General features: G+C 56.8%; 17 protein-coding genes. 7 read left to right on the forward strand and 10 right to left on the reverse strand.

Annotated features, from left to right (window positions below; translation table 11 throughout):
- Positions 1–7 precede the first annotated feature (7 nt).
- The 3 genes from RRF56_RS15095 to panB form a co-directional block, all read right to left on the reverse strand.
- Positions 8–352 (reverse strand): hypothetical protein, encoded by a 345-nt coding sequence (locus tag RRF56_RS15095; protein WP_317033994.1) that lies wholly within the window; start codon positions 350–352, stop codon positions 8–10.
- A 746-nt stretch (positions 353–1,098) separates the two neighbouring features.
- The gene (ahcY, locus tag RRF56_RS15100; protein ID WP_317033995.1) at positions 1,099–2,373 is read right to left on the reverse strand and encodes an adenosylhomocysteinase; all 1,275 of its coding nucleotides are present in this window, start codon (positions 2,371–2,373) and stop codon (positions 1,099–1,101) included.
- An 85-nt stretch (positions 2,374–2,458) separates the two neighbouring features.
- Positions 2,459–3,244 (reverse strand): 3-methyl-2-oxobutanoate hydroxymethyltransferase, encoded by a 786-nt coding sequence (gene panB / locus RRF56_RS15105; RefSeq protein ID WP_317033996.1) that lies wholly within the window; start codon positions 3,242–3,244, stop codon positions 2,459–2,461.
- 320 nt (positions 3,245–3,564) lie between these two features.
- Here panB and clpP point away from each other — a divergent pair, with 320 nt between their 5' ends.
- A complete protein-coding gene (gene clpP / locus RRF56_RS15110; RefSeq protein ID WP_317033997.1) occupies positions 3,565–4,170 on the forward strand; it encodes an ATP-dependent Clp endopeptidase proteolytic subunit ClpP in 606 nt (201 codons plus the stop codon).
- A gap of 80 nt (positions 4,171–4,250) precedes the next feature.
- Here clpP and RRF56_RS15115 read toward each other — a convergent pair whose 3' ends face one another.
- Positions 4,251–5,048, reverse strand: a complete 798-nt coding sequence (locus tag RRF56_RS15115; protein ID WP_317033998.1) for a hypothetical protein — start codon at positions 5,046–5,048, stop codon at positions 4,251–4,253.
- 218 nt (positions 5,049–5,266) lie between these two features.
- On the opposite strand from RRF56_RS15115, the gene RRF56_RS15120 reads away from it, so the two are divergent.
- Complete coding sequence (locus RRF56_RS15120) at positions 5,267–6,073, forward strand: TerC family protein (RefSeq protein ID WP_317033999.1); 807 nt, start codon at positions 5,267–5,269, stop codon at positions 6,071–6,073.
- A gap of 110 nt (positions 6,074–6,183) precedes the next feature.
- Here the strand turns inward: RRF56_RS15120 and RRF56_RS15125 are convergent, their stop codons facing one another.
- The gene (locus tag RRF56_RS15125) at positions 6,184–7,014 is read right to left on the reverse strand and encodes a sulfurtransferase (RefSeq protein WP_317034000.1); all 831 of its coding nucleotides are present in this window, start codon (positions 7,012–7,014) and stop codon (positions 6,184–6,186) included.
- A 221-nt stretch (positions 7,015–7,235) separates the two neighbouring features.
- Here RRF56_RS15125 and RRF56_RS15130 point away from each other — a divergent pair, with 221 nt between their 5' ends.
- Entirely contained in the window at positions 7,236–7,790 is a 555-nt protein-coding gene (locus RRF56_RS15130; RefSeq protein WP_317034001.1) for an HdeD family acid-resistance protein, read from the forward strand.
- Positions 7,791–7,800: 10 nt separating this feature from the next.
- Entirely contained in the window at positions 7,801–8,703 is a 903-nt protein-coding gene (locus RRF56_RS15135) for an alpha/beta hydrolase (RefSeq protein ID WP_317034002.1), read from the forward strand.
- Positions 8,704–8,788: 85 nt separating this feature from the next.
- On the opposite strand, the gene cobJ is transcribed toward RRF56_RS15135, so the two are convergent.
- The 3 genes from cobJ to RRF56_RS15150 all read right to left on the reverse strand — a co-directional run bounded on the left by cobJ (position 8,789) and on the right by RRF56_RS15150 (position 12,687).
- Complete coding sequence (gene cobJ, locus RRF56_RS15140) at positions 8,789–10,633, reverse strand: precorrin-3B C(17)-methyltransferase (protein WP_317034003.1); 1,845 nt, start codon at positions 10,631–10,633, stop codon at positions 8,789–8,791.
- Positions 10,634–10,666: 33 nt separating this feature from the next.
- Positions 10,667–10,798, reverse strand: coding sequence for a hypothetical protein (locus tag RRF56_RS15145; RefSeq protein ID WP_317034004.1), 132 nt, complete (start codon positions 10,796–10,798; stop codon positions 10,667–10,669).
- A 164-nt stretch (positions 10,799–10,962) separates the two neighbouring features.
- Positions 10,963–12,687 carry a diflavin flavoprotein gene (locus RRF56_RS15150; protein ID WP_317034005.1) on the reverse strand — a complete coding sequence of 575 codons (1,725 nt, stop codon included), beginning with the start codon at positions 12,685–12,687 and terminating at the stop codon, positions 10,963–10,965.
- Positions 12,688–13,233: 546 nt separating this feature from the next.
- Between RRF56_RS15150 and RRF56_RS15155 the strand changes: the two genes are divergently transcribed.
- Entirely contained in the window at positions 13,234–14,277 is a 1,044-nt protein-coding gene (locus RRF56_RS15155; protein ID WP_317034006.1) for an HD domain-containing phosphohydrolase, read from the forward strand.
- Positions 14,278–14,660: 383 nt separating this feature from the next.
- Positions 14,661–15,440: a response regulator gene (locus tag RRF56_RS15160; protein ID WP_317034007.1), complete on the forward strand. Its 780-nt coding sequence runs from the start codon at positions 14,661–14,663 to the stop codon at positions 15,438–15,440.
- An 88-nt stretch (positions 15,441–15,528) separates the two neighbouring features.
- Here RRF56_RS15160 and topA read toward each other — a convergent pair whose 3' ends face one another.
- Positions 15,529–18,327: a type I DNA topoisomerase gene (gene topA / locus RRF56_RS15165; protein ID WP_317034008.1), complete on the reverse strand. Its 2,799-nt coding sequence runs from the start codon at positions 18,325–18,327 to the stop codon at positions 15,529–15,531.
- 523 nt (positions 18,328–18,850) lie between these two features.
- Between topA and RRF56_RS15170 the strand changes: the two genes are divergently transcribed.
- The gene (locus tag RRF56_RS15170) at positions 18,851–20,401 is read left to right on the forward strand and encodes an NAD(P)H-quinone oxidoreductase subunit N (RefSeq protein WP_317034009.1); all 1,551 of its coding nucleotides are present in this window, start codon (positions 18,851–18,853) and stop codon (positions 20,399–20,401) included.
- An 85-nt stretch (positions 20,402–20,486) separates the two neighbouring features.
- On the opposite strand, the gene RRF56_RS15175 is transcribed toward RRF56_RS15170, so the two are convergent.
- A complete protein-coding gene (locus tag RRF56_RS15175) occupies positions 20,487–23,333 on the reverse strand; it encodes a GAF domain-containing protein (RefSeq protein WP_317034010.1) in 2,847 nt (948 codons plus the stop codon).
- Between the last annotated feature and the right edge of the window lie 174 nt (positions 23,334–23,507).

Consider the following 23,507-nt stretch of genomic DNA (forward strand, 5'->3'; position numbering starts at 1 on the left):
CTTGCTCTCAGCCGTCAAACAGAGTTTCAAACTCGTGGCGGAGGCTGTCGTAGTTGACGACGCGGGCCACAATTAGGTTTTGGCTGCCCTCGGCGGTGGCAAACTGCTGCTTCCAATGGCGCACATCTTTCTCTTGGTTCAGCCAGAAGGCAACGATGGTGCTGACGATCGCATCCCAATCCCAATCGGGCTTGCGGTGCACCACCTCGGTGGCTTCAATAAAGGCATCAAGGGTGCAGCAGTAGCTGCCCAGATAGGCCTGGCTGCGATCGCGCGTTGTTTCTACCTGCTGCTGGTGGTTGAAGAATTGCAGCACCGGGGCAATGCCAATGATGTCAAAGCTATAGCTCATGGTTAAACGGGGAATAAAAACGAGGTTTACAGACAACTCGCTCCACCGCTGGCGACAGGCCTATCAGCCAAAAACTGCCCTGTTTATAGACCAGAGCGACAACGGAGCAGCGGAAATCTGCCCCGTCAGGCGACCATAGATTGGGGAAAAGCCGGTAGGACTGGGCTGAAATCGGTGACGAATCACGTTCAGAGTCGATGGAGACGCAAGTTAGTGAATAGTTTAGACAGTTCACTCTGTAGCGTTGTTCGCCCGCAACGGTTTTTGACGATTTTCTCAAGATAGACGCGTTGTTGCCATCAAAGGCACTACCGCCGGTTAGAGATCACCGACATCCCTCAGGGCCATTCTGTAACCACTCTGAATTCGCCCTTTAGCATTAACCTTGAGGCCGTTCATTTTGTTGATGAGTCGTTCTATTCACGCTGCATCTACACCCTGGAGATAGCGATGCAGCCAACCGTTATAGCATTGGCTAACGGAGCCTTGTAAGTGACAGGCGTCACATTTGGCCAAACTCTTGGCGACGGCTACCCTTTGACCAACCTGCCATGAAGATGCCGAGGCAAGCGTGACGAATCGATGGCCTTTGGGGCATTCTAGGTACAGATACGGCGGCCTTCGCGCAACCTATAGCGAACTCTTTATACTAAACAGCCCCCGGTGCCTTGGCATCGGGGGTTATTTAATAGAAGTGGCCCCAGAGTTTTCAGAAACTCTGGGGCCTGGGTTAGAACTCGAATCGCTTAGGTGCCTACGGTCCAAGAGTTAATGTAGATCTCTTGCTCAGGAGTGAGGCTATCGACTTCGATGCCCATAGCCACCAGTTTCAGCCGAGCAATCTCCTTATCTACCTCAACGGGGATGGAGTGCAGGCCCGGTTCGAGGGAGCCTTTGTTCTTCACCAGGTATTCGCAGGCCATGGCCTGGTTGGCAAAGCTCATGTCCATTACGGCGCTGGGGTGACCTTCGGCGGCGGCCAGATTGACTAGGCGACCTTCGCCCAGCACAATCACCGACTTGCCGTTGCCAAGCATGTACTGCTGAGTGAAGTTGCGCACCTGCTTAACTTCGCTGGCCATCTCACCCAGAGACTTCAGGTCGATTTCGATGTCGAAGTGGCCGGAGTTACAGACCATCGCGCCGTCTTTCATCGCCTCGAAGTGCTCACGGCGAATCACATGCTTGTTGCCGGTGACGGTGATGAACAGGTCACCCACCGTAGCCGCCTTAGCCATCGGCATCACTCGGAAGCCATCCATTACCGCTTCAATGGCGCGCACCGGGTCGATCTCAGTGACGATGACGTTGGCCCCCATGCCCTTTGCCCGCATGGCGGTGCCTTTGCCGCACCAGCCGTAGCCAGCCACAACCACGGTTTTACCGGCCAGCAGCACGTTGGTGGCGCGAATAATGCCGTCGAGGGTAGACTGGCCGGTGCCGTAGCGGTTGTCGAAGAAGTGCTTGGTGTCAGCGTCGTTGACGTTCATCGCCGGGAAGCTGAGCACGCCGTCATTGAACATGGCCCGCAGACGCACAATGCCGGTGGTGGTTTCTTCGGTGGTGCCGATGATGTCAGACAGTTGGGCCTGGCGCTCTTTGACCAGGGTGGCAACCACGTCGCTACCGTCATCGATGATGATGTTGGGGCGGTGGTCAAGGGCGGTTTCGACGTGGCGGTGGTAGGTGGCGCTGTCTTCGCCGCGCAGAGCAAAGACGGGAATGCCGTAGTCGGCCACTAAGCTGGCCGCAACGTCGTCTTGGGTAGAGAGGGGGTTGCTAGCAATCAGAATGGCGTCGGCACCGCCTGCTTTGAGGGCGATCGCCAGGTGAGCTGTCTCCGTGGTGACGTGACAACAAGCCGAAATTCGAATACCTGCCAAGGGTTTCTCTTGGGCAAAACGATCTTGAATCTGGCGCAGCACAGGCATCTCGCGCCCGGCCCACTCAATCCGCTGCTTGCCCTGGGCGGCCAGGGAAATATCTTTAACGTCGTACTTAAATTGAAGGCTTGTGGTCATAGCTTAGAAATCAACCGTAATAAATCGTCTCTGCCCAGCTTTCCTAGCTTAACGGAATTTCACCCTGGGTATTGCTTCGAACCTGTCATCCGGGGTACTGCCCCGATCGCACCTCTCCACAGAACTGCTGAGCCGCCTCAATAGCCTGCTGTCTCAGGTTGGCATAGACCTTGGCAAAGGGCGGCTGCCAGGCCGATAGCCCCAGCACATCTGCCGTCACCAGCACCTGACCGTCGCAGTGCACCCCCGCCCCAATGCCAATGGTAGGAATACTCAGCGCCTTAGTGATGTCGCGGGCCAGCTCGGACGGAATGTGCTCTAACACAATAGAAAACGCCCCCGCCTGCTCCAGGGCTTTGGCTTCGGTGAGAATGCGATCGCCCTCGGCCTGGGTTTTCCCCTGCTTGCGAAAGCCACCCAGCTGGTTTACCGACTGTGGCGTCAGCCCCACGTGGCCCATGACAGGAATGCCCCATTGCACCAAGCGACGCACCGTTTCAACGACCTCCCCATGGCCCCCTTCCAACTTCACCGCCTGGGCCCCAATCTTCAGCATCTGACCCGCTGCGCGAATGGCATCTGACCCGCTGGTCTGATAGCTGAGAAAGGGCAGATCAACGACCACCAGAGCATTGGTTACCCCCCGCCGCACCGCCTTGGCGCAGATCAACATGTCTTCCATAGTTAAAGGCAGAGTAGTGTCGTAGCCCAAGGCCACCATGGCCAACGAATCGCCCACCAGCACAATGTCGGCCCCTGCCGCATCGACAATTTGCGCCGACATCACGTCCCAGGCAGTGAGCACGGCTAGGGGCTGAGCCGGGCGATCCGTCTGCTTCCACCGCAAAATGTGATCTACGCTGACGGCCATGGGCTGCGCCTACAAAGGGGTTATGGTTGCCAGAATAACAAACCGTGCCCCCCTCAGCGTCGCCCAGATCGGCTTTGGGCAGGCACACCGGAGCTTCACGCAGGCATCGTCTTTAGATGACCGGCGGCTTCCATGCGCTTTGGGACGATCCTAGCGATCGGAGCTGATGGCATTGAGGGTAGCCAAGCCCTGGCATAGCCACAGAAGCTCGGTCTCTGAGGGCTGTGGTGCGGTAGATTCGGCTATCCCTCCAATCGGGCATCCCCCTGGTGAACACAAGTCGCTAGAATCAGGTAAAGCAGTACAAGTGGCTGATCCTCATGATTCCAACCGTTATTGAGCAATCCGGGCGTGGCGAACGCGCGTTTGACATTTATTCCCGTCTTTTGCGAGAGCGAATCATCTTTTTAGGCCAGCAAGTCACCGCTGACTCGGCCAATCTGATTGTGGCCCAGATGCTGTTTCTCGAAGCTGAGGATCCAGACAAAGATATTTATCTCTATATCAATTCCCCCGGTGGGTCGGTGAGTGCGGGTCTGGGTATCTACGACACCATGAACCACATTCGGCCCCAGGTGTGCACCATCTGCGTGGGTCTAGCGGCCAGCATGGGAGCCTTTTTGCTGACGGCTGGCGAAAAGGGCAAGCGCATGAGCCTGCCCAACTCCCGGATTATGATTCACCAGCCCCTCGGCGGTGCCCAGGGGCAAGCTACGGATATTGAGATTCAGGCCAAGGAAATTCTTTACCTGAAAAAGCAGCTAAACGAGGCGATCGCCAACAACACTGGCCAGCCTATTGAAAAAATCGCCCAAGATACCGAGCGCGACTTCTTTATGAGCCCCCACGAAGCGGTGGAGTATGGCCTAATTGACCAGGTGATCGATCGCACGTCAGTAGGTGCCCGCCCATTGGCAGTCATGTAAACCTTTACTTAACAGCCAAGGCTTTGGCCCCTTGCCCCCGCTCTGGGGGCTTTTTATTGCCTAACCCAAGGACTCGGCGGCTAGGGTCTGCCGGGGGTGGGTTGGGTTTCGAGGTAGAGCAAGAACTCCAGCAGTTCTTCGTCGGTGAGATCGTGGCGCGATCGCTTGCCGTAGGTCTTCTCTAAAAACTCGCGGCCCTGGTTAACGCCCCAGCCCAACCGCTGAAGCTCTACATCGGTTTGGGCAATAATGTCTGAGAGATCGACGGGGGCAACTGGCCCAGCTCCTAAGGTCACAAACTCGTCAGCAAAATCATCTAGCGCAGGGAGCGGCAGATCTGGAGCAGGAAACGGCAGATTGGGAGCGGCTGTTGGCTGTAGCGACGGTGGGGCTACCCCTGGTAGAGGTGGTTCTGGGGTAAGTGGTTCTGGGGTAAACAGATGGGGCTGAGGCTCTAGATCTGGCTCTAGCGGGGCGATCGCCGTTGGTAGCTCTACCTGACTACTAGCCTGATCAGCCTGCCCCTGGTCTAAATCACCTGAGGCCACGGGGGCTGAATCGTTGGCAGACAAGACACGGGTCGCCCCTGGCAAGGTGGCCGGAGAAGCAGGCAAAGGTTGCGGGGCAACATCAGCCTGAGGCAGGCGGTTAGTCGCCTGGGGAGCAGCCAACCCTAGGCGCTCTAGGGCACGGGTGGTCGCCGTGTCTTCTGCTAGCTCTAGGGTTGTATTCGCCCCAAACCCACTGGCGAGAATGCCCTCCTCAGCCCCGGCACAAGCCCGCACTACATACAACCCATCGTGAATTGTCACCAGGTCTGAGGTCAGACTGCCCTGGGGATACTGTTGTCGAAATTGCGTCAGCAGCGAACTCAGCACGCTGTAAGTCTCCCCTGCGGGTGGATGGTAACCGTACTATTCTAAGGAAGTGGGGCACGTTAAACTGAAACCATTGCGCCGCTGGCCCAATGCGCCCAGGTCAGAGTAGGCGAGGGAAATTCCCTTAACAGCCTGCGACCGAGGGCCGGATAAACCAGCCAGCCGATACCTTTCCCCTGAACTATTTGTCTGCTGCCCTAGGCGGTTGAACTGAGCTAATGCTAGATCGACTACTCGACATCTCTACAAACTTTGGGGTCGATACCCTACTGTTGCTGCCGGTGCTGATTGCCCTAGAGGCGGTGCTGTCAGCCGACAATGCGATCGCTCTAGCTGCGATCGCCCAAGGTCTAGAGAGCGAAGCTATGCAGCGACGGGCCTTAAACTACGGGTTGCTGATCGCATTCATTTTGCGGGTGGCACTGATTTTGACAGCAGGCTGGGTGCTGCAATTTTGGCAGTTTGAGGTGATGGGAGCGGCTTACCTGCTGTGGCTTGTGTTTAAGCATTTCACCTCGGACTCTGACGAAGCCGCCCATCACCATGGGCCTCGGTTTGCCACCGTACTCCAGGCTATCCCGGTAATTGCCTTTACCGACCTGGCCTTTTCGCTTGATAGTGTGACCACCGCCCTAGCCTTATCTAAAGATGTAGTGGTGATTTTGCTGGGCGGCACGATTGGCATCATTACCCTGCGGTTTATGGCGGGGCTGTTTATTCGTTGGTTAGAAGAATTTGAGCATTTAGAGGATGCCGGCTTTATCACCGTGGCCTTTGTGGGCATTCGCCTGCTAGTGCGGGTGATCGACCCCACCCTGGTACCGCCAGAATGGGCCATGGTACTGGTGATTGCCCTGGTCTTTGCCTGGGGCTTCTCAAAGCGGGTCGAAGCACCCACGCTAGACGAACCCAGCCCTGCCACCAATGGCAAAGTGCCAACTATTGCGGAGCTAGAAAGCCGGGGTGGCGATCGGGTCGCCGACTCAGAAGACCCCACCCCAGCGTTGCCCCTCCAGTCAGACTAGGGCCAGCGGTGAGGGGTTGAGGAGTATGGGGGCAGGGTTAGGTACTTTCTACCCTTGGGGAGCGAACCTTGGCAACCTGGCCTCAGCCCTATGGTTTTCGCACTCTAAGTCTAGGGATAAGAACACCAATCACTCCAGCCGCCGGGGTAAAGCTTGGCCATAGGACGACCAGCAACCGTTTGGCTGAGCAAGTTAACGCAGGCTGTCACCCCCGAGCCGCAGTAGACGATCACCTCTTCGGCCTCATCTATATCGGCCCAGTGTTGGGCTAAGGTCGCTGGCGATTTCATCAGGCCATTGGTCTCAGAAACGTCTTGCCAAAAGTAGTTCACCGCGCCAGGAATGCTTCCCGCTACGGGGTCGATAGGTTCAACCTCGCCACGGTAGCGTTCGGGCGATCGCGAGTCAATCAGCATCACCCCCTCGTCATCTTTACGGCGGCGCACGGTGTCAATATCGACAATCCAGTCGGCGCGGGGCGCAGGCACAAAGCAGCCAGTTCGGGGCATAGGCCTTTCTGAACTGGTGGGATAGCCCCCCTGCACCCACCCCGACCAGCCGCCATCGAGCACGGCGACGTCGTCATGGCCCAAGTAGCGCAGTAGCCACCAAAGCCGGGCGGCAAAGGCAAACCGTGAATCATCGTAGGCGACCACCAGAGTAGCCCCTGGCCCTTCCGATACCACACCCATAGCTGTGAGCCGATCGCTAAAGGTATTGAAGTCAGGCAGGGGATGACGACCGCCGTGGGCCTGCACCGAGCTAGACATAGCCTGGTTGAGGTCTAAATACCAGGCACCGGCAATGTGGCTATCGGCATACTGGTGCTGCCCCTGGGTGGGGTCAGCCAGAGCAAAGCGACAGTCCACCACCACTACCCTGGGGTCGTCTAAGTGATGGGCTAGCCAGTCCGCCGTGACTAGGTTGCGAGTATAGGTCATAGGGCAAGGGCAATGGGTCTAGAGAGGTTTCATCGCTGTTTGGCAGCTAGCCGCAGCTATCTCAAAGAGGGGATAGCGTTGCTTTATAGAAGTAGGGTATAAGGTTGCTGAACTGGCAACACGCATCGAGCATGAAGCTGGCCGTGGTGGGATATCAATATTCCACTAGTTTAGGTTCAATTTTTTAATCCGCAGACTATTAAGTCATCGAGGCGTAGGTCATGGTGATAGACCCTCAATTGAGTACTGAGGTGAAAGCGGCGACGGGCTGGGTTATGGCCCTCAGCCTGGGTTTAATGCTGTTAGGAGTGGTGGCAATTCTGATGCCCGGAGTTGCCCTTACCGTTTTCACCGCTGCGATCGGGTGGCTGGTGTTGGTGAGCGGCATTTTACAGATTGTTCAGGCCTTTAAGGCCCAACCCCTTAAGGGCCTATGGCTAAACCTGGTGGTCGGTGCTCTCTACGTCATCGCTGGGTTGTATATCGGGTTTAACCCAGTTAAGTCGGCGGTGGTGTTTGCTTTTGCCTTGGGCCTATTGTTTATTGCTGAGGGCTTTTTCACCATTGCCATGGCCTTTGTTTACCGAGTGGGGCACAAGCTGTCGTGGTTTGTGGCGATCAACGGCATTCTCACGCTAATTTTGGGCATTTTGGTCTTTAACCGATGGCCCTTCGGTGCGATGTGGCTCATTGGGTTATACGTTGGGATTAGCCTACTGTTGAGCGGGGGTTCACTACTGAGTGCTGCCCTAGCTACCCGCAAAACCCTCACCTAACCCGTTACCCATGCCTAGGCCATACCTTCTGTTTACACAGCACGGCTGGGCTGATACCAACCAGTCGATGATGGCGTTGGCTACTGCTCTCACCGCCAAGGACGAGGCGCAGATCATGGCCCCCTGTTTAGACTACGCCATGACCTGGCTGCGGATAGCTCCTCTGATTGATCAGGTTGAGACTCTGGCGACAGCTACTCTGGCCCAGCAGCCCGAGCTACCCCTGCGCATTGTGGGCCACTCCATGGGCGGGTTGATTTGGCTAGAGGTGCTCAATCGCCATCCAGACTGGTGGGACCGGGTCGATTTTTTGGTGCTGGTCGCTTCTCCGGTGGGCGGGGCAGACCTGGGCCGCATTTTAGACCCGCTCAAGGTGGGGCTGGGAGTTGCCGCTGACCTGGGCAAAGACCGCCGCCCCCTAGCAGGCCGCATTGCCGCTGCCATCAACACCTTGACCATCGCCGGAGACATTGATGGTGGTAGCGACGGCACGATTACGGTAGAGAGCACTCGGGTACCCAATGCCCAATTTGTCTATTTACCAGGGCTGAGCCACGCAGCGATGCGCTGTCATCCCCAGGTGATTGAGCACATTCAGGATTTTTGGGCAGGGAAGCGGCTGAGTGAACCGCTGATACCGCACCCCCTGGTCAACCGGCTACGCCAAATACCGGGCATGACCGATGCCCATCTGCGTGACTTTGCCCGGTCTACCCCCTGGCACACCTTTACCGACGGCACTAGCATTCACCTGTGGCGTAGCCCCTTTGGCATTGATCATGTCTTCCTTGCATCAGCCCAGGGCGACTGTCTCTATGCTGGCTATGTGGGGTGGCTTCATGGTGAAGACCTGCGGCGCAGCCTAGACGCCCTGCGGGGTGAGCCTGAGCTTTTAGAAAAACCAATCCTTTAACCTCAGTTCGATGGCATCCTCTGGAGCAGAAAAGTTAGCTATATCCCCTGCGGGGACGATTCACATGAAAGTTTTTAAGATCCGGCTAACGGAGGTTAGCGTTGTAGCCTCGAGGGGTGATTAGCCAGGGGCCGTGGCGCTGGGTGCTCTGGTTGCCAATTAACACCACCGTCAGCATATCGATGGGGGCCTCTAGGAGGTTGGCTAAGGTGGTGCGATGGATAGTTTCATCGGGTCGGTAGACCGATTTCACCACCGCTACAGGGGTGGTCGGGGCGCGGTGAGCCATCAAAATGCGGTGGGCGATCGCGACTTGCTCGGTGCGAGTTTTAGATTTGGGATTGTAGAGTGCCACCACAAAATCGGCCTGGGCCGCCGCCTCCAGCCGTTTCACAATCACCTCCCAGGGAGTCAGCAGATCGCTGAGGCTAATGGCACAGAAGTCGTGCATGAGAGGGGCTCCTACCCGCGCCGCCGCCGCCTGCAGGGCTGAAATTCCGGGAAAGACTTCGATCGAAGGCGTTGCCCCATCCCAGCCGGTGGCCTGGAGTTGCTCTAGCACCAGCCCCGCCATGCCATAGATACCGCAGTCACCCGACGACACGACCGCTACGCTCAGCCCCCAGCGAGCCAGGTCAATGGCGCGATCGGCCCGCTGGCGCTCTTGGGTGATGGGCCAGGGTTCAACGATTTGGCCAGGGCGGCACAGGGGGCGAATTTGGTCGATGTAGAGGCCGTAGCCAATGACCACATCGGCCCGAGCAATCGCCTGTTTGGCGGCGGGAGTGATTTGGTTCAAGTCGCCGGGGCCGGTGCCTACCAGCGCTAGATGGCCAGGGTGGGGAATGTACTCGCGCTCGGCCTGGGCGATCGCCACTGTCACGGCCCCCGGCTGCCCTTCCAGCCGCACCACCTGCTTGGCCACCCGCAGTTGGCCGCCCCCCGCCCCCGTTGCAGCCAAAATGGCAGCGGCCTCGGCCACGCTAGGGGTCTGCACCGCCTGTTCCACCACCGTGGACGGGTTGGGCACCGGAATGGCCTTCAGCTCCTCGGCGGTAAAGCAGCGTAGAGGCCACTGGCGTTCGGTGCAGAGGGCGACTAACCCCACTTCATCGGCTTTGAGGTCAAGACTGGCAATGCCTGCGATCGCCTCTAAGGCAAAGTGCCCGGCCCGACACACCCGCTCGATCGCCGCCGCAATCACAGTCTGGGGCGTGCCCCGTTCGCAACCTACCCCCACCCATAATACGCGGGGGTGCCACTGGGCCTTGGGCAAGGTGCCGTCGGGAGCAAACCGCCGCTGAATCGGACTAATCCAGAGCCTTGCCACCGGAGATTTTACCGCCTCAAACACCAAGGGATGGCCCTCTGGCAAATGGTCTTGCCAGAGCGTAGAACCAGCCTCTTGAAAAATTTCGACGGGTTTACCGTGGGCGATCGCGGCACTCACCCCTGTCCAGTCACCGCTGCCCTTGCTCCAGCCAAAGGGCACCCCCAGCACATCCACCCCTGGCAGGCCGTGGGCTGGAGAGGATCCAGTAATTACTGGCACGGCCCCAAGCAGATGGGCGACCTGACGAGTGAGGGCATCCCCACCGCCCTGGTGCCCGCCGCAGAGACTAATCACCTGATCACCAGTTTCCGCCACCACGAGCACAGCGGGATCGGTGGCTTTGTCGGTCAGCAGCGGCGCAATTAGCCGCACTACAGCCCCGGTGGCGAGGGCAAAGATCACGCCGTCGTAGGCGGTCCACAAATCAACCAGGGTGTCTTTAAGGGAGCGATCGCAGACCTGCACCGTCACACCTAGTGCCTCTGCATCGGCAACGAGGCTAGGAGAAACCCACAGATCGGCGGGGAGACCGGTGACCAGGGGCAGCAGAGACTTAAACCCGGCGGGGGTGACAGCGATCGCAGCGAAGGACGACAACAAAAGACCTCAAAGAATCTGGGGTACTCAATCTTAGAAGACTTCACTACTCCAAAGCTGAGAAATGCCGAGAAATATCGCGTTGTCTGTAGCTTTGCTCTGCACGTAGCCGTGGAAAAGCCGCACTAGACAGCCGGGACGGCTAGCCCACAACTTCAGCGTCATTTAGCTCTGGTAGGACGGCTATCCAACCGGAGCTGGGATCCTGGGTAATCTCGACTTAGGCGATTTTTAGACAACTTTCTCCCTAATGGTGGGCAGTGCCCACCCTACGGTGGCTACTGGTGGGATAGCCGTCCTACCATGGCTGGGTTGCCGGCGATTTTAGCTTAGTAGTAGGTGCCAACCTTGCGGTGATGCACAGCGGTCTGACCTTCAGGGTCAGACACCTTACCGTCGTGCACCGTGCAATACACAATCCAGTGATCACTGACTTCCATACGAGTAGTCACTTCGCACTCAATGTAAGCCAGGGCATCGGCCAACAGGGGTGAGCCATTGGTAGCTGGGCGGGTGCGCACACCAGCAAAGCGATCGGCACCGGGGGCAAACCGCTTGAGAAAATGCTTCATCAGCCCTAGGTGCTTACCCTCTTCAAGAATATTCAGCACGAAGGTATCGCCCACCTGCATCAGCGACTCGATGGCGCGGTCTTTGGCCACCGCCACCGTAAAGCCCAGGGGCTGAAAGCTGGCCTGAGACACCCAGGAAGCCAACATAGCGCTAGACAGTTCACCCTTTTTGGCGGTGATGATATATAGCCCGCTGCTAATGCGGCCCAGGGCCTTTTCAAGGTCGGCATCGAGAGATTTGAGTTTCTTGAGCTTGCCCGCCTGGGCGAGGCTCTGGCCCAGGTCGGTGCCCGCCTCTTCGCACGACTGGTACAGCCCTTCGGTGGGGCTGTCTTTAATGCGAATGGGCGCAAACGCTTGGATCAGTTCTAGATCTTGAAACTTGTTGGCCAAGGGATCGACCGGCTCGTCGTCACCACCGTAGGATTCAAACAGGCCAATAGTTTGTTTGCCGTGCACTGCCGCCAAAATCGTGCCCAGGGTGGTCTGGGTTTCCTGAGCCCTTACCCCGGCAACGGGGGGCATGCCAACAACTAAGCCCTTAGAGCGACTCACCAACTCCATCACCTCTTGGGGATCGGCGGAGCGCATGTCCATCATTTCGACGGCGACACCGGTTTTGGTAATACCGCGAGCGATCGCCTGGGAAATGCGATCGCTATAGCCGTAGTCAGATACGTAGAACACCGCGACTAAATCTTCGGCCTTCGTTTTTTCCTGGCTCCAGCGCTGATAGCGGCCCGTTAGCTCGCCCACGTTGTAGCGCAGCAGGGGGCCGTGGCCCGTAGCCACCATATTCACGGGGGGCAGAGCATCCATACGTTTCATTGCCCCCAGCACCGAGCGGGCATTGGGAGCCATCAGGCACTCGTAGTAAAAGCGAAAATCGGGGGAAATCGCCTCTAAATCTTCGTCGTAGGGGGCATCGCTGCAATAGTGCAGGCCAAAGGCATCGCAGGTAAACAGCACACCGGTTTTGTGGTCGTAGGTGAAGATGGTGTCGGGCCAGTGCAGGTTAGGGGCGCTGACAAACTCTAGAGTGTGGCCGTTGCCTAGCTCTAGGGTGTCACCGTTTTTGACGATTATGCGCTCGAAGGGGTGGTGCACCAAGTCTTCGAGGAAAGCGATCGCCACCTTAGACCCCACCACCACCACCTGGGGAGCCAGCTCTAGCACATCGCGCACTAGGCCGCTGTGGTCGGGCTCGGTGTGGCTAATCACCAAATAATCAATGGTTTTGGGGTCAATTTCGCCCGTTAGGGTCTTGAGGTACAGCTCCTGAAACTTGGCGTGGGAAGTATCGACCAGGGCGACTTTCTCGCCGCGAATAATGAAAGAGTTGTAGGTAGTGCCATTTTGCAGGCCGAACTCAATGTCGAAGCGATCGCGATCCCAATCGAGGGAGCGAATGGTAGTGGTGTCGTCAGCTACCCCTTCGACCTGAATGGTGAGGCGCTTTTGCGCTGGTGCCGCTACAACCATGGAGAACCTCCTGCAAAATTAGGTGCTGCTAACTCGAGAGATCAAGCTCAATTCTAAAGTTTAAACCTCGTTCACTGAGGAACCGGGAGCCATTTTCACCCTCACACGCTCTCCTGAAGGACAAGGGCAATGGGCAAGATTGAGCACTGCGGTTCTAAGCCAAACTGAGTTTAGCAATCGACATGTTTCTTAATTCTCGCTTTAAACCGGGAGACTGGGGATCAAAATACCTGATTACTCCAATTGCGATCGGTAACCATTGGCGATGGGTGATGATAGATCTGGAGGTTTCTAGGGCAAACTTTTGCTGACATAGAATCAGGTATGGGTAGCGCTTCAAACCGCGATCCCAAGGCAACGGATAGGCTACCCATCCCTTAGCAGCCACCTACCACTGACAACATTCACTGACAACATTTGAGACGTAGTTCAAACCTCGCTCTCAAGCAAGCGGTGGCTAACCCCCGCACCCAAACACCCTCCCTGCTCGATAGGCTAAAGAGATCCGTCCTTTGACCGGTTGTTGCCATTTTCATGGTTGTCGCTGTGCCCTACCGAAATTCTTTGCCGCCCCGCGTGCTAGTGGTCGATGATCACGCCCCTAGCCGCATGACTGCCGTTGCCCTGTTGTCGGTGGAGGGGTACCAGGTAGAGCAGGCCAACTGTGGCCAAAGTGCCCTCAGCCGGGTATTTCAGCACCAACCTGACCTGATTTTGCTAGATGTGATGATGCCTGGCCTTGACGGCTATGAGGTCTGTCGCCAGCTCAAGGAAAATGACAATACTCGGCTGATCCCCGTGGTGTTTGTGACGGCCCTAGGCGATCGCGAAGCCAGGTTGCGGGGCATTGAAGCGGGCGGCGACGACTTTCTAACCAAGCCCTTTGACCAGCTCGAACTATCGGCCCGAGTCAAGTCGCTAATTCACCAAAAACGTCTCAACGAAGATCTCGACCACGCCGAAAAGGTGCTGTTTTCTATCGCTCGCACGATCGAGAGCCGCGATCCCAATACCGGTGACCACTGCGATCGCCTCGTCAGCCTGGGGCGCAGCCTTGGCGAATACCTGAGGCTATCTGCCGCCCATATTCGCGATTTGGCCTGGGCAGGTTACCTCCACGACATCGGCAAAGTGGGCATCCCCGACGCCGTGCTACTCAAAACCGGCCCACTCACCGTTGCCGAGCGCACGATTATGGAACAGCACGTCGCCATTGGCGAAGAAATTTGCCGCCCCTTGCGCACCATGCAGGGCGTATTGCCCATCATTCGCCACCACCACGAGCGCTGGAACGGCAGCGGCTACCCCGATGGGTTAGCTGGGGCAGCCATTCCCCGACTGGCACAGATTTTTCAGCTCATCGACATTTTCGACGCCTTAACCCACGATCGCCCCTACAAACCAGCCTTCTCCATCGAAGAATCGCTGCGCATTATGGGCGAAGAGGTCGAGCGGGGCTGGCGAGACCCAGCCTTAATGGCTGAGTTTGAGCGGTTCATTCGCAACCACTATGGCGATCTGCCTCCTAGCCCTCAGCAAGTGACTCGTAGCATTGAGCAGCCTCAGTCTGTCAGACAGCCATATGTCTAACGCGATCGAGAGCAGCCAAGCTGAGCAAATCTCTAGGGTCACCAGTGGACAAACTGATTCTTTTTTTCAGTTATGTAGCGGGCTTGTCTTTTTTGAAAGACAAATCGCAACTACATTTAAGTAAACACCGCTAATTCTTCCCTTTGAGGGATGATTAGCGTAGCTGTAATCAGGGTTATTCTTCCAAGCCGCTCTAAGCGTGTTTGATCCCCAAAGCTGGTAAGTTGGGCCACCTGTCGGTTCTAGATACTGCCACTGGAGCGATCGCTTTGAGTCAGTTTTTAATCGCCTTGACCAGGCTTTGAGGTTAGGGTTGAAGCGTTGTGTAGCTGTTATCGTCAAACCAGAATTTAGTTTGGATGCACGTTTAGGGGATTTTTTTCGTGGATGCACCGCAGAAACTGGCTTTCGTTGTTCAATCTAACCGCCTTCAGGGGCTAATGTGGCAAGCCCTACTCAAGTCGCAAAAATTAGCCGTTATTTTAGAGCCGGCCAAAAGCGACTTGGCCGACTGCGTAAGTCAGATTGCCAGCGCCGGGCTTACTCTCCCTGACATCATCGTGCTGGATACCGAGGCCCCAGAACTCAACCCCTACGAATTTTGTCGATGGTGCCGCGATACCCATCCCCACATCCAGATCTTTTTAACCCGCTGCCGTCAGTTACATATCTCTGATACCGAGCGACGATGGGCCAAGCAGCAGGGAGCAACCGAATTTCTGGGTGGCTTCGATCGCAACACCCTGATGAGCGGCGCTACGGAAAACACTAAGCGCATTCTCAGCAGCCTCGACTACCCGTTCCTCAACGAAAAAGCGCTGCTGACGGTGCTACTGAACATTCGCCGCCAGCTAAATCTGTCCCAGGCCAGCACCGCCCCCGCCTCGGCCAAGCCCATCCCACTACCCACAAAGGGCAGCGGATTGACCTTGACAAGCTCTCAGGAGACGGGTAAGCCCTCTGCTGACCCTCTCAACGATATCGACTGGGTGACCTCTGGGCTACGGGCTCTGGGCAATGGGATAGCCCGCAAACCTACGAAGGAAACGTTAGCCTCACCCCCACCAGCGGTTAAGTCTAGCGCCCTACCTAAACCCGTAGCCTCCGACGAAAAACTGGCCGAAGGTGTTACCGTACGACGGTACCGGGGTGTGGTTTACTAATCGCGATCGCCAACATTTCTTCAAAAGCCCCAGGTTCTCTGATGAACCTGGGGCTTTGACTATCCATCCCCATGCGCTAGTCGTCGGACTAAGCCTCAGGCTCTGGGGCTGGGTCAGTAGCTTTTTTAGACGTGGCTTTGCGGGTTGTAGTCTTGGTGGTTTTAGCCGCCGTCGATCGCGTAGCCTTCTTCGCTTCTGTACCAGACTTTGTGGCAGACGCCTTAGTGGTAGACGCTTTGGTGCTAGTTGCCTTAGTGGTTTTCTTGGTGCCACTGGCTTTGCTGGCCGCAGCCGTTTTGGTCGTACGGGAAGTGGTCGTTTTTTTGCTGCCGCCTTTAGTCTTTTTAGTTGATGCCTTGGCGTTAATCCAGCTGAGGGCCTCTTCTAAAGAAATTGAATCTAGCTCGGTGTTCTCGGGCACTGAGGCATTGATTTTGCCATGCTTAACGTAGAGACCGTAGGGGCCATTAAACACCGCCACTGGCTCATTATCGTCAGGGTGAGCCCCCAACTCCTTAAGGGGATCAACTTTTTTACGGCCCCGCCCGGCTTTAGGCTGAGCCAGCAGCTCTAGAGCTCGCTCTAGGGTGACAGTCAACACGTCGTCATCGCCTTTGAGCGAACGATAGTCGCGCCCTTCCTTGCCCTGGTCATGCACAATATAGGGGCCAAAGCGACCCTGCCCGGCCTTGATGGACTTGCCCGTTTCTGGATGGGCACCCAGGTTACGGGGAAGTTGCAGCAGCCCCACCGCCATCTCCAAGGTAACTGCCTCGGGCTGAGTGCCCTTGGGCAAAGAAGCCCGCTTGGGGTTTGGGTTATCGTCGGTAGGTTCGCCTAGCTGCACGTAGGGGCCGTAGGGGCCAATGCGCATAAAGATCGGTTCCCCGGTGTCGGGGTGTAGGCCGACTTTGTCGGGGCCTTCAACCTTTTGCTTGATGATCCGCTCAATGTGTTCGCCATCCAAATCGGCGGGGGGCACATCGGCAGGAATCGAAGCCTTCACCGACTCTTCGCCGGTGCCAATCTCAACGTAGGGGCCATAGCGACCAATGCGAATTTTGGCCTCTAGATCGTCTAGCAACACCGTGCGGGCGGTGGTGGGGTCAATCTGGGTTTCGCGCTCGTGCACTAGGGTTTCTAGCCCCTGATCTCCAGAGTAAAAGGCCTTCAGGTAGGGCAGCCATTCGACTTCGCCTGTGGAGATATCGTCGAGGGTCTGCTCCATTCGGGCCGTAAAGTGCACATCCACCAGATCGGGGAAATTTTGCTCGAGCAGTTCGGTTACCGCAAAGGCCGTAAACGTGGGGATCAAGCTGTTGTTGACCAGGTTGACGTAGCCGCGATCGATGATCGTGCTGATCACGGTGGCGTAGGTGCTGGGGCGACCAATGCCTTCACTCTCTAGGGTTTTGACCAGGGTGGCTTCGGTGTAGCGCGCCGGAGGCTGCGTTTCGTGGCCAATGGCATCTAGATTGGTACAGCTGAGGGCATCTCCCGTAGCCAGAGCCGGCAGCAGCACCTCTTGATCTTCGATCGCCGCATCGGGGTCGTCGGAGCCTTCGACGTAGGCGCGAAAGAAGCCAGGGAAGTCAATGCGCTTGCCGGTAGCCCGGAAAATGGCGTTTTCCACCTCAATGGAGGCGGTGATGTTGGTCTGGCGGGCCTCGGCCATTTGGCTGGCCACCGTGCGCTTCCAGATCAGGTCGTAGAGGGCGGCTTCGCGACCGGTCAGGCCAGTTTCTTTAGGGGTTCTAAAGGTGCTGCCAGCGGGGCGAATAGCCTCGTGGGCTTCCTGGGCACCCTTCGACTTAGTGGCGTACTGGCGGGGTTTGGGGCTGAGGTAGTCGGTGCCGTACTTGGTGGTGACGCAGGCGCGGGCAGCGGCGATCGCCTGCTCCGACAGATGCACCGAGTCGGTACGCATGTAGGTGATGTAACCCTGCTCGTAGAGGTTTTGGGCTACCCGCATGGTGTCGCGGGCCGAGAGCCGCAGCTTGCGGTTGGCCTCCTGTTGCAGGGTGGAGGTCGTGAAGGGCGGTGAGGGTTTGCGGGTGTTGGGGCGTTCTTCGAGATTGCTGACCGTCCAGACCCCGGCTTGCAGGCGGGTTTGCAGGTCTTGGGCCTGAGCCTCGTCAAGCAGCACCACCTCGCGGCCCTCGGCCACACGCCCGGTAGACTCATCGAAGTCGCTGCCGTTGGCCAGGCGGGTACCGCCGAGGGAGTAGAGCTTGGCCTCAAAGGCATTTTTGTCTTTGAGCAGACTGGCTTTGAGATCCCAGTAGGAGCCTCGCCGGAAGGCGCGGCGTTCTTGCTCACGCTTAACGACCACCTTGACGGCGACCGATTGTACCCGACCAGCCGAGAGGCCGCCAGCAATTTTCTTCCACAGCAGAGGCGAGAGAGTGTAGCCCACCAGGCGGTCTAAGATCCGGCGGGTTTCTTGGGCATGCACCAGCTGACTATCAATGTCGCGGCAGTTGTCGAGGGAGGCCTGGATGGCCTCTTGGGTGATTTCGTGGAACACCATGCGCCGGGTAGGCACCTTGGGGTTGAGCACTTGAAGCAGGTGCCAGCTAATGCTCTCACCTTCGCGGTCTTCGTCAGTGGCTAGTAGTAGTTCGTCGGCGTTCTTGAGGGCGTCTTTGAGGGTTTTGACGACTTTTTTTTTGTCGCTGGGCACGATGTACAGCGGCGCAAAGTCATCTTCCGGATTGACCCCTAGCTGAGCCCATTTTTCGCCCTTGACATTGGCAGGAATTTCGCTGGCCGATCGCGGCAAATCGCGCACGTGCCCCATAGACGCCTCAACCCTGTACCCCGCCGGGAGATAGTTGCGAATCGTTTTGGCCTTAGTAGGAGACTCGACAATAACAAGGGTTGACATAGGGCTGCTGGCACTGGGGGATATCGTTAGCAATCGCGGTTGAGCTCTTTTTAACCTACAGGATCAATCTGTAGCGGAGCGGGTTCTAAAAACCTATCTATATATTTGGCAAGGATGATGGCCAGATAATCAACACTGTACTGCACACCTATAGAACTGCTGGTGCTCTTGGCCATGAAAACTTAACCATTGACACCCTAGAGTCAAAACCTTGGACCTGATCTATGGTTCTCACCTGCCGGGCTATACGTTCCATACATAGATCATTCCGCTGGCGATCGTCTAGCCCTGACTCTAGCCTTGACTGAGCAACGCCAGCAGGAAAGTTTTGGGCTCTCCCCTGGCCGAGAGGCTGCGATCGCGCTACCATCGGCCCATTGATTGATGCTGATGACCTCACGATTACCGAGTATGGTGAGGCAGAGATAATTTACAGTTGCGATCACCCTTGAGCTTTGGCCCCTGGTCACCGCACGATTGAACTGGTACGGTTAAACATAGAATTTCGCGGAAAAGGTACCCAATGGATCTCGTCAACCTCGGGGCACAGCTCAACGCTGGCACTATCTGGCCAGAGGCCGTTCTGTTGGCCACGATTTTGGTGATTTTGGTAGGCGACCTGATTCAGGGCCGCTCCTCCTCAGCCTGGACACCCTACGCCGCCATAGCTGGGGGTCTAGGTGCTGTGGTGATGCTGGTGTTGCAGTGGTCAATGGCCAACCCAATTGGGTTTTTAGGAGCCTTTAACGCCGACGATTTAAGTATTGTGTTTCGCGGCATTATTGCTCTCTCGGCGGTAGTAACGGTGCCGATGTCAATCCGCTACGTCGAGCAGTCAGGCACCCCCCTAGCCGAATTTTTGGTGATTTTGTTCACCGCTACTCTGGGGGGCATGTTTCTCTCAGGGGCTAGCGAGCTGGTGATGATTTTCGTTGCCCTAGAGACCCTAAGTATCTCGTCGTACCTGTTAACCGGCTACATGAAGCGAGATCCTCGCTCTAACGAAGCGGCGCTCAAGTACCTGCTGATTGGCGCGGCTAGCTCAGCTATTTTTCTCTACGGGTCGTCGCTGCTGTACGGGTTATCGGGGGGTGAAACTCGGCTGAGTGCGATCGCAGCCAATATCGTCAGCGACGGCAGCGAGGCCCCGATTGGCCTAGTCGTGGCCCTAGTGTTTGTGATCGCCGGGATTGCCTTTAAGATTGCCGCTGTGCCCTTTCACCAGTGGACCCCTGACGTGTACGAGGGGTCACCGACTCCAGTGGTGGCCTTTTTGTCGGTGGGGTCTAAAACCGCCGGTTTTGCCCTGGCGATTCGGCTTCTGGTCACGGCTTTCCCGCTGGTGTCAGAGCAATGGCACTTTGTCTTTACCGCCCTGGCCATTCTGAGCATGGTGCTGGGCAACGTAGTAGCCCTGGCCCAGACCAGCATGAAGCGGCTGCTGGCCTACTCCTCCATTGGCCAGGCAGGCTTTCTGATGATTGGCCTTGTGGTGGGTACCGATGCGGGCTATGCCAGCATGCTCTACTACCTGCTGGTCTATCTATTTATGAACTTGGGCGGCTTTACCTGCGTCATTTTGTTCTCGCTGCGCACAGGTACCGACCAAATTAGTGAATATGCCGGGCTCTACCAAAAAGATCCGCTGCTCACCCTAGGGTTGAGCATTTGCCTGCTATCGCTGGGGGGCATTCCACCCATGGCTGGGTTCTTTGGCAAAATCTACATCTTCTGGGCCGGTTGGCAGGCTGGAGCTTACGGACTGGTGCTGTTGGGTTTGGTCACCAGTGTGATTTCCATCTACTACTACATTCGCGTCATCAAGATGATGGTGGTCAAAGAACCCCAAGAAATGTCTGACGCTGTCAAAGGCTACCCCGCTATCCGTTGGGATTTGCCTGGTCTACGCCCCATGCAGGTCAGTCTGATTTTGGCAGTGGTGGCCACCTCGTTAGCGGGCATCTTGTCAAACCCATTATTTACCATCGCCAATAACGCCGTTACCCAAACCCCAATGCTTCAAAGCCCTGCGGCCCAGGTAGCGGTGCGCCCCATAGCAACGACGCAAGAGTAATGTTTTCTAGGATTTGAGTGCGGGGTTTACGCCAAAATTCTGCACTTACCTCACATGATGGATTTAATCTATAGCCCAGCCCGACTTAAGTCAGGCTGGGCTTACCGTTTTCCGGGGAAGAAGCCAGCAGCGTTTTAGGTTTTGGCTTAGTCAGGTCGGGGTAGGCCGCCAGGGGCAGGAGCAGACGACTATGGGTACGGCCATCGTCTAGGGTTGAGAAGCTCATTTCGCCGCCAAGCTGGTCAATCAACATTTTGCAAATGGCCAGGTGTAGTCCCGGTGAGCCATCGAGGAGCGATGGAGCCAGCACATCCAGGGGATGGCCCTGCTGAAGCTCATCGATCAGGCGGGGCGGGCAATTGCCATCGTCGGTAATTGAAAGCTCGACCCAGTCGAGGTTGAGCACCCGGCACCAGAGGTCAATACGCCCTCCCAGAGGAGAACGATTGCAGGCAGCGGCCATAACCTCATAGAGAATCAGCTCTAGCTTGAGCATGTCGCCCCCCAGCACTACATTGCTCTCGTTGTGCACCTTAGACCATAACTGACGGGCCTCTAAAATGGGGTTGATGCGCTCTACTAAGCGATTAAGCAGGCTGACTAGGGGCATGGTTTGATACTGATTATGGAGCTGCCAACGCTCGCCTACCAATAACTCCTCAGCTGTATCTAGAACCGCGACAATCTGACCATGAAGCAGCTGAAGGTCGCTGCTCAGAGTGCTATCTCGACCGTGCAGGTGGTCTAGATCTTGAGCTAGCTTACCGAGAACCCGGTAGAGATCTTCAAGCCGATGGTGCTTATACCAGTTGAGATTTTCCAGCTCCTGGCGCTGCTGGGTGAGCATAGTGGTCATCGACAGATGACGGCGCGACCAAGCTAGCTGACTGGTGAGTAATTTAAAGATGGTCAGGTGGTGATTAGCCCACTGCCAGTGGGGGGGTGAAACCACCACTATGACCCCAGTCACCAGGTGAACCGGGGCGGTGCGCAGGGCAGTGATGAGCAGCCGACTACCCGGTGGAGCGGTGAACCAATCAGCGGTCTCGGCAGGCAATTCCTCTACGGTAAGGGGCAGCATACCATCGGTTTGCAGCGCCCAGTTAATCACCGCATCGGCCCCTATGGAAATCGGGTGATTGGTTTTCACCTGCACGCTGGCATTTTGGCTGGCCACTTGGGTAACCTCGGCGGTCATGCTACCGGGGTGCCAGCTGATTAGCAGCACCATGGAGCTTTGGAGGAGCTGCATGATGTGCTGGAGAGTGACCTGCTCCACCTGATCGGAGTGCAGCCCTTTGTGCAACGACTGCAGCCCCCACTGAATTGACTCATAGACATGCTGCTGCTGATCGAGTTGGCGCTGCAACTGCCACTGGTGCAATATCACCCCGATCTGTCGGGCTACGGCCTCAAACAGGGACTGTTCGATCGAGGTCCACTGGCGGCTAATGCGATCGCAGATCATGACGATACCTTCGGGGGCCTGGCCTGGGGCCACATTACTAATCAGTACGGCCTGGGCACCGAGTTCGAGTAGGTAAGGTCGCCAGGCCATCAGCTTGAGGTTGGTGCTCAAACTATCAATGCTCACGGCGGAGGGGCTGCGCTCTAGCATTTGCCAATCGACATCGTCGAGGCAGGGCCACAGCATGGGCACCCCCCGAGGTCGGCTGGCTTGGCTTTGAAAGCAGAGGTCATAGCCGTTGCGATCGGGGTTGAACAGGAGAACAAAAAACTGCTGAATGGCGAGGCGAGCTTGCAGCACCGTAAAGCAGGTTTGCAGCGTGTGTTGCCAGTCAGCATCGCCGTGAATGCCCTGGATCACCCCGGTAGTGAGGTGCAGGTCAAGCTCAATTTGGCGACTGCTCTCGCGGGCAGTGGCGGCGGGTAAGGCCAAACTGAGCAGTTGGGCAGCGCCAATTAAGAACTGTTTCTCCACCTCTTTCCAAATTCGGGGCAGGTTACCTTCTACCGAGACAAAGCCGATCAGGTCGCCCTGCTGACTAATGGGGGCAACCAAAAGCGACTGGGCATGAATGTGCTGCATGAGGCGATCGGAGACAATGGTCTTGAGCGCCCCCTTGCTTTCGACCACGACCACTAGCTGTTGGTTACACAGGGCCTGGTAGAGACCCCGCACTTCATCGACAGCAATATGGGCGTTGGGGTCAGGCTCTTGGGTGGTGGGGCGTAGGGCCAAGGCGGGCATGCGTTGCCAGAAGTAGTTGCCTTTCGGCTCAAACCAAAAGATGCGGGCGCGGTGGGGTGAAATAAACCGCTGAACTTCGCGCAACACCTCTTTAAGCTGACTGTCGACATCGGGCAAGTTGCCCAGGCTGCCAATGAGCCCTAGCAAGGGCTGATCTAAGCGCTTAGTCTGCTGACGCTGCTGGTCGGCCTCAAAGTGGTGCAGGGCTTCAGCCAGCTCGCCCATCACAATGGCTAAGTACGATCGCTCACCCAGAGAGGCACTCTTGCCCCAATCAGGAGACGCCAGCACCAGCAGCCCAAAACACACATCCTGGTGCTTGATGGGAAAAATAATCGCACTCTGCAACGCCAGCTGCTTGGCAATGGTGCCCCACTCCCCCGCCCGAATTTCATTTTGCAGGTCGGCCACAATCAGGGGGCGCTGTTGAATCACCACCTGCTCCATCACATCCCCAGAGGTGAGGTTGATCATGGTGCGAATCGATCGCATTTGGCTGGGGCTATGGCAGCCTTTGGTCAGTAGGCGCTGGTTGATGCGATCGTACCGCCCGATCCAAGCCACCTCAAAGGCCAGCTCTTGGTGCACATGATCGAGGGCCAAAGTCATCGCCTCTTCTGGCGTAGTCGTACTCCGCAGCGCCTTGAGTAGGCGCGACAGGGCCATGATCTTTTGGTCGTGATGCTCGTAGGGGGAATCGTTGGATCGCAATTGCGCCATTGACGTCAACAAACTCCTCGGTTGCAGGAAAGGGATAAGCAGGCAAAACGTCTAGCCCGGTGTCTTAGCAGACCCGATGCCCGACCCCCAGAATTAACCCAGGGTGCTAACCTAACCGCCCACTCAAACCCGACCAGGTTCTTCGACAAGACCTTGACTTACCGGGCTATGGCG

It is taken from the genome of Nodosilinea sp. E11 (genome assembly GCF_032813545.1).
Classification (GTDB): Bacteria; Cyanobacteriota; Cyanobacteriia; order Phormidesmidales; family Phormidesmidaceae; genus Nodosilinea.

What these genes read in the sequence shown, in the direction of transcription:
- RRF56_RS15095 (WP_317033994.1), bottom strand. Translation starts at nt 352, where the DNA reads ATGAGCTATAGCTTTGACATCATTGGCATTGCCCCGGTGCTGCAATTC.
- ahcY (WP_317033995.1), bottom strand. Translation starts at nt 2,373, where the DNA reads ATGACCACAAGCCTTCAATTTAAGTACGACGTTAAAGATATTTCCCTG.
- panB (WP_317033996.1), bottom strand. Translation starts at nt 3,244, where the DNA reads ATGGCCGTCAGCGTAGATCACATTTTGCGGTGGAAGCAGACGGATCGC.
- clpP (WP_317033997.1), top strand. Translation starts at nt 3,565, where the DNA reads ATGATTCCAACCGTTATTGAGCAATCCGGGCGTGGCGAACGCGCGTTT.
- RRF56_RS15120 (WP_317033999.1), top strand. Translation starts at nt 5,267, where the DNA reads ATGCTAGATCGACTACTCGACATCTCTACAAACTTTGGGGTCGATACC.
- RRF56_RS15125 (WP_317034000.1), bottom strand. Translation starts at nt 7,014, where the DNA reads ATGACCTATACTCGCAACCTAGTCACGGCGGACTGGCTAGCCCATCAC.
- RRF56_RS15130 (WP_317034001.1), top strand. Translation starts at nt 7,236, where the DNA reads ATGGTGATAGACCCTCAATTGAGTACTGAGGTGAAAGCGGCGACGGGC.
- RRF56_RS15135 (WP_317034002.1), top strand. Translation starts at nt 7,801, where the DNA reads ATGCCTAGGCCATACCTTCTGTTTACACAGCACGGCTGGGCTGATACC.
- RRF56_RS15145 (WP_317034004.1), bottom strand. Translation starts at nt 10,798, where the DNA reads ATGACGCTGAAGTTGTGGGCTAGCCGTCCCGGCTGTCTAGTGCGGCTT.
- RRF56_RS15150 (WP_317034005.1), bottom strand. Translation starts at nt 12,687, where the DNA reads ATGGTTGTAGCGGCACCAGCGCAAAAGCGCCTCACCATTCAGGTCGAA.
- topA (WP_317034008.1), bottom strand. Translation starts at nt 18,327, where the DNA reads ATGTCAACCCTTGTTATTGTCGAGTCTCCTACTAAGGCCAAAACGATT.
- RRF56_RS15170 (WP_317034009.1), top strand. Translation starts at nt 18,851, where the DNA reads ATGGATCTCGTCAACCTCGGGGCACAGCTCAACGCTGGCACTATCTGG.
- RRF56_RS15175 (WP_317034010.1), bottom strand. Translation starts at nt 23,333, where the DNA reads ATGGCGCAATTGCGATCCAACGATTCCCCCTACGAGCATCACGACCAA.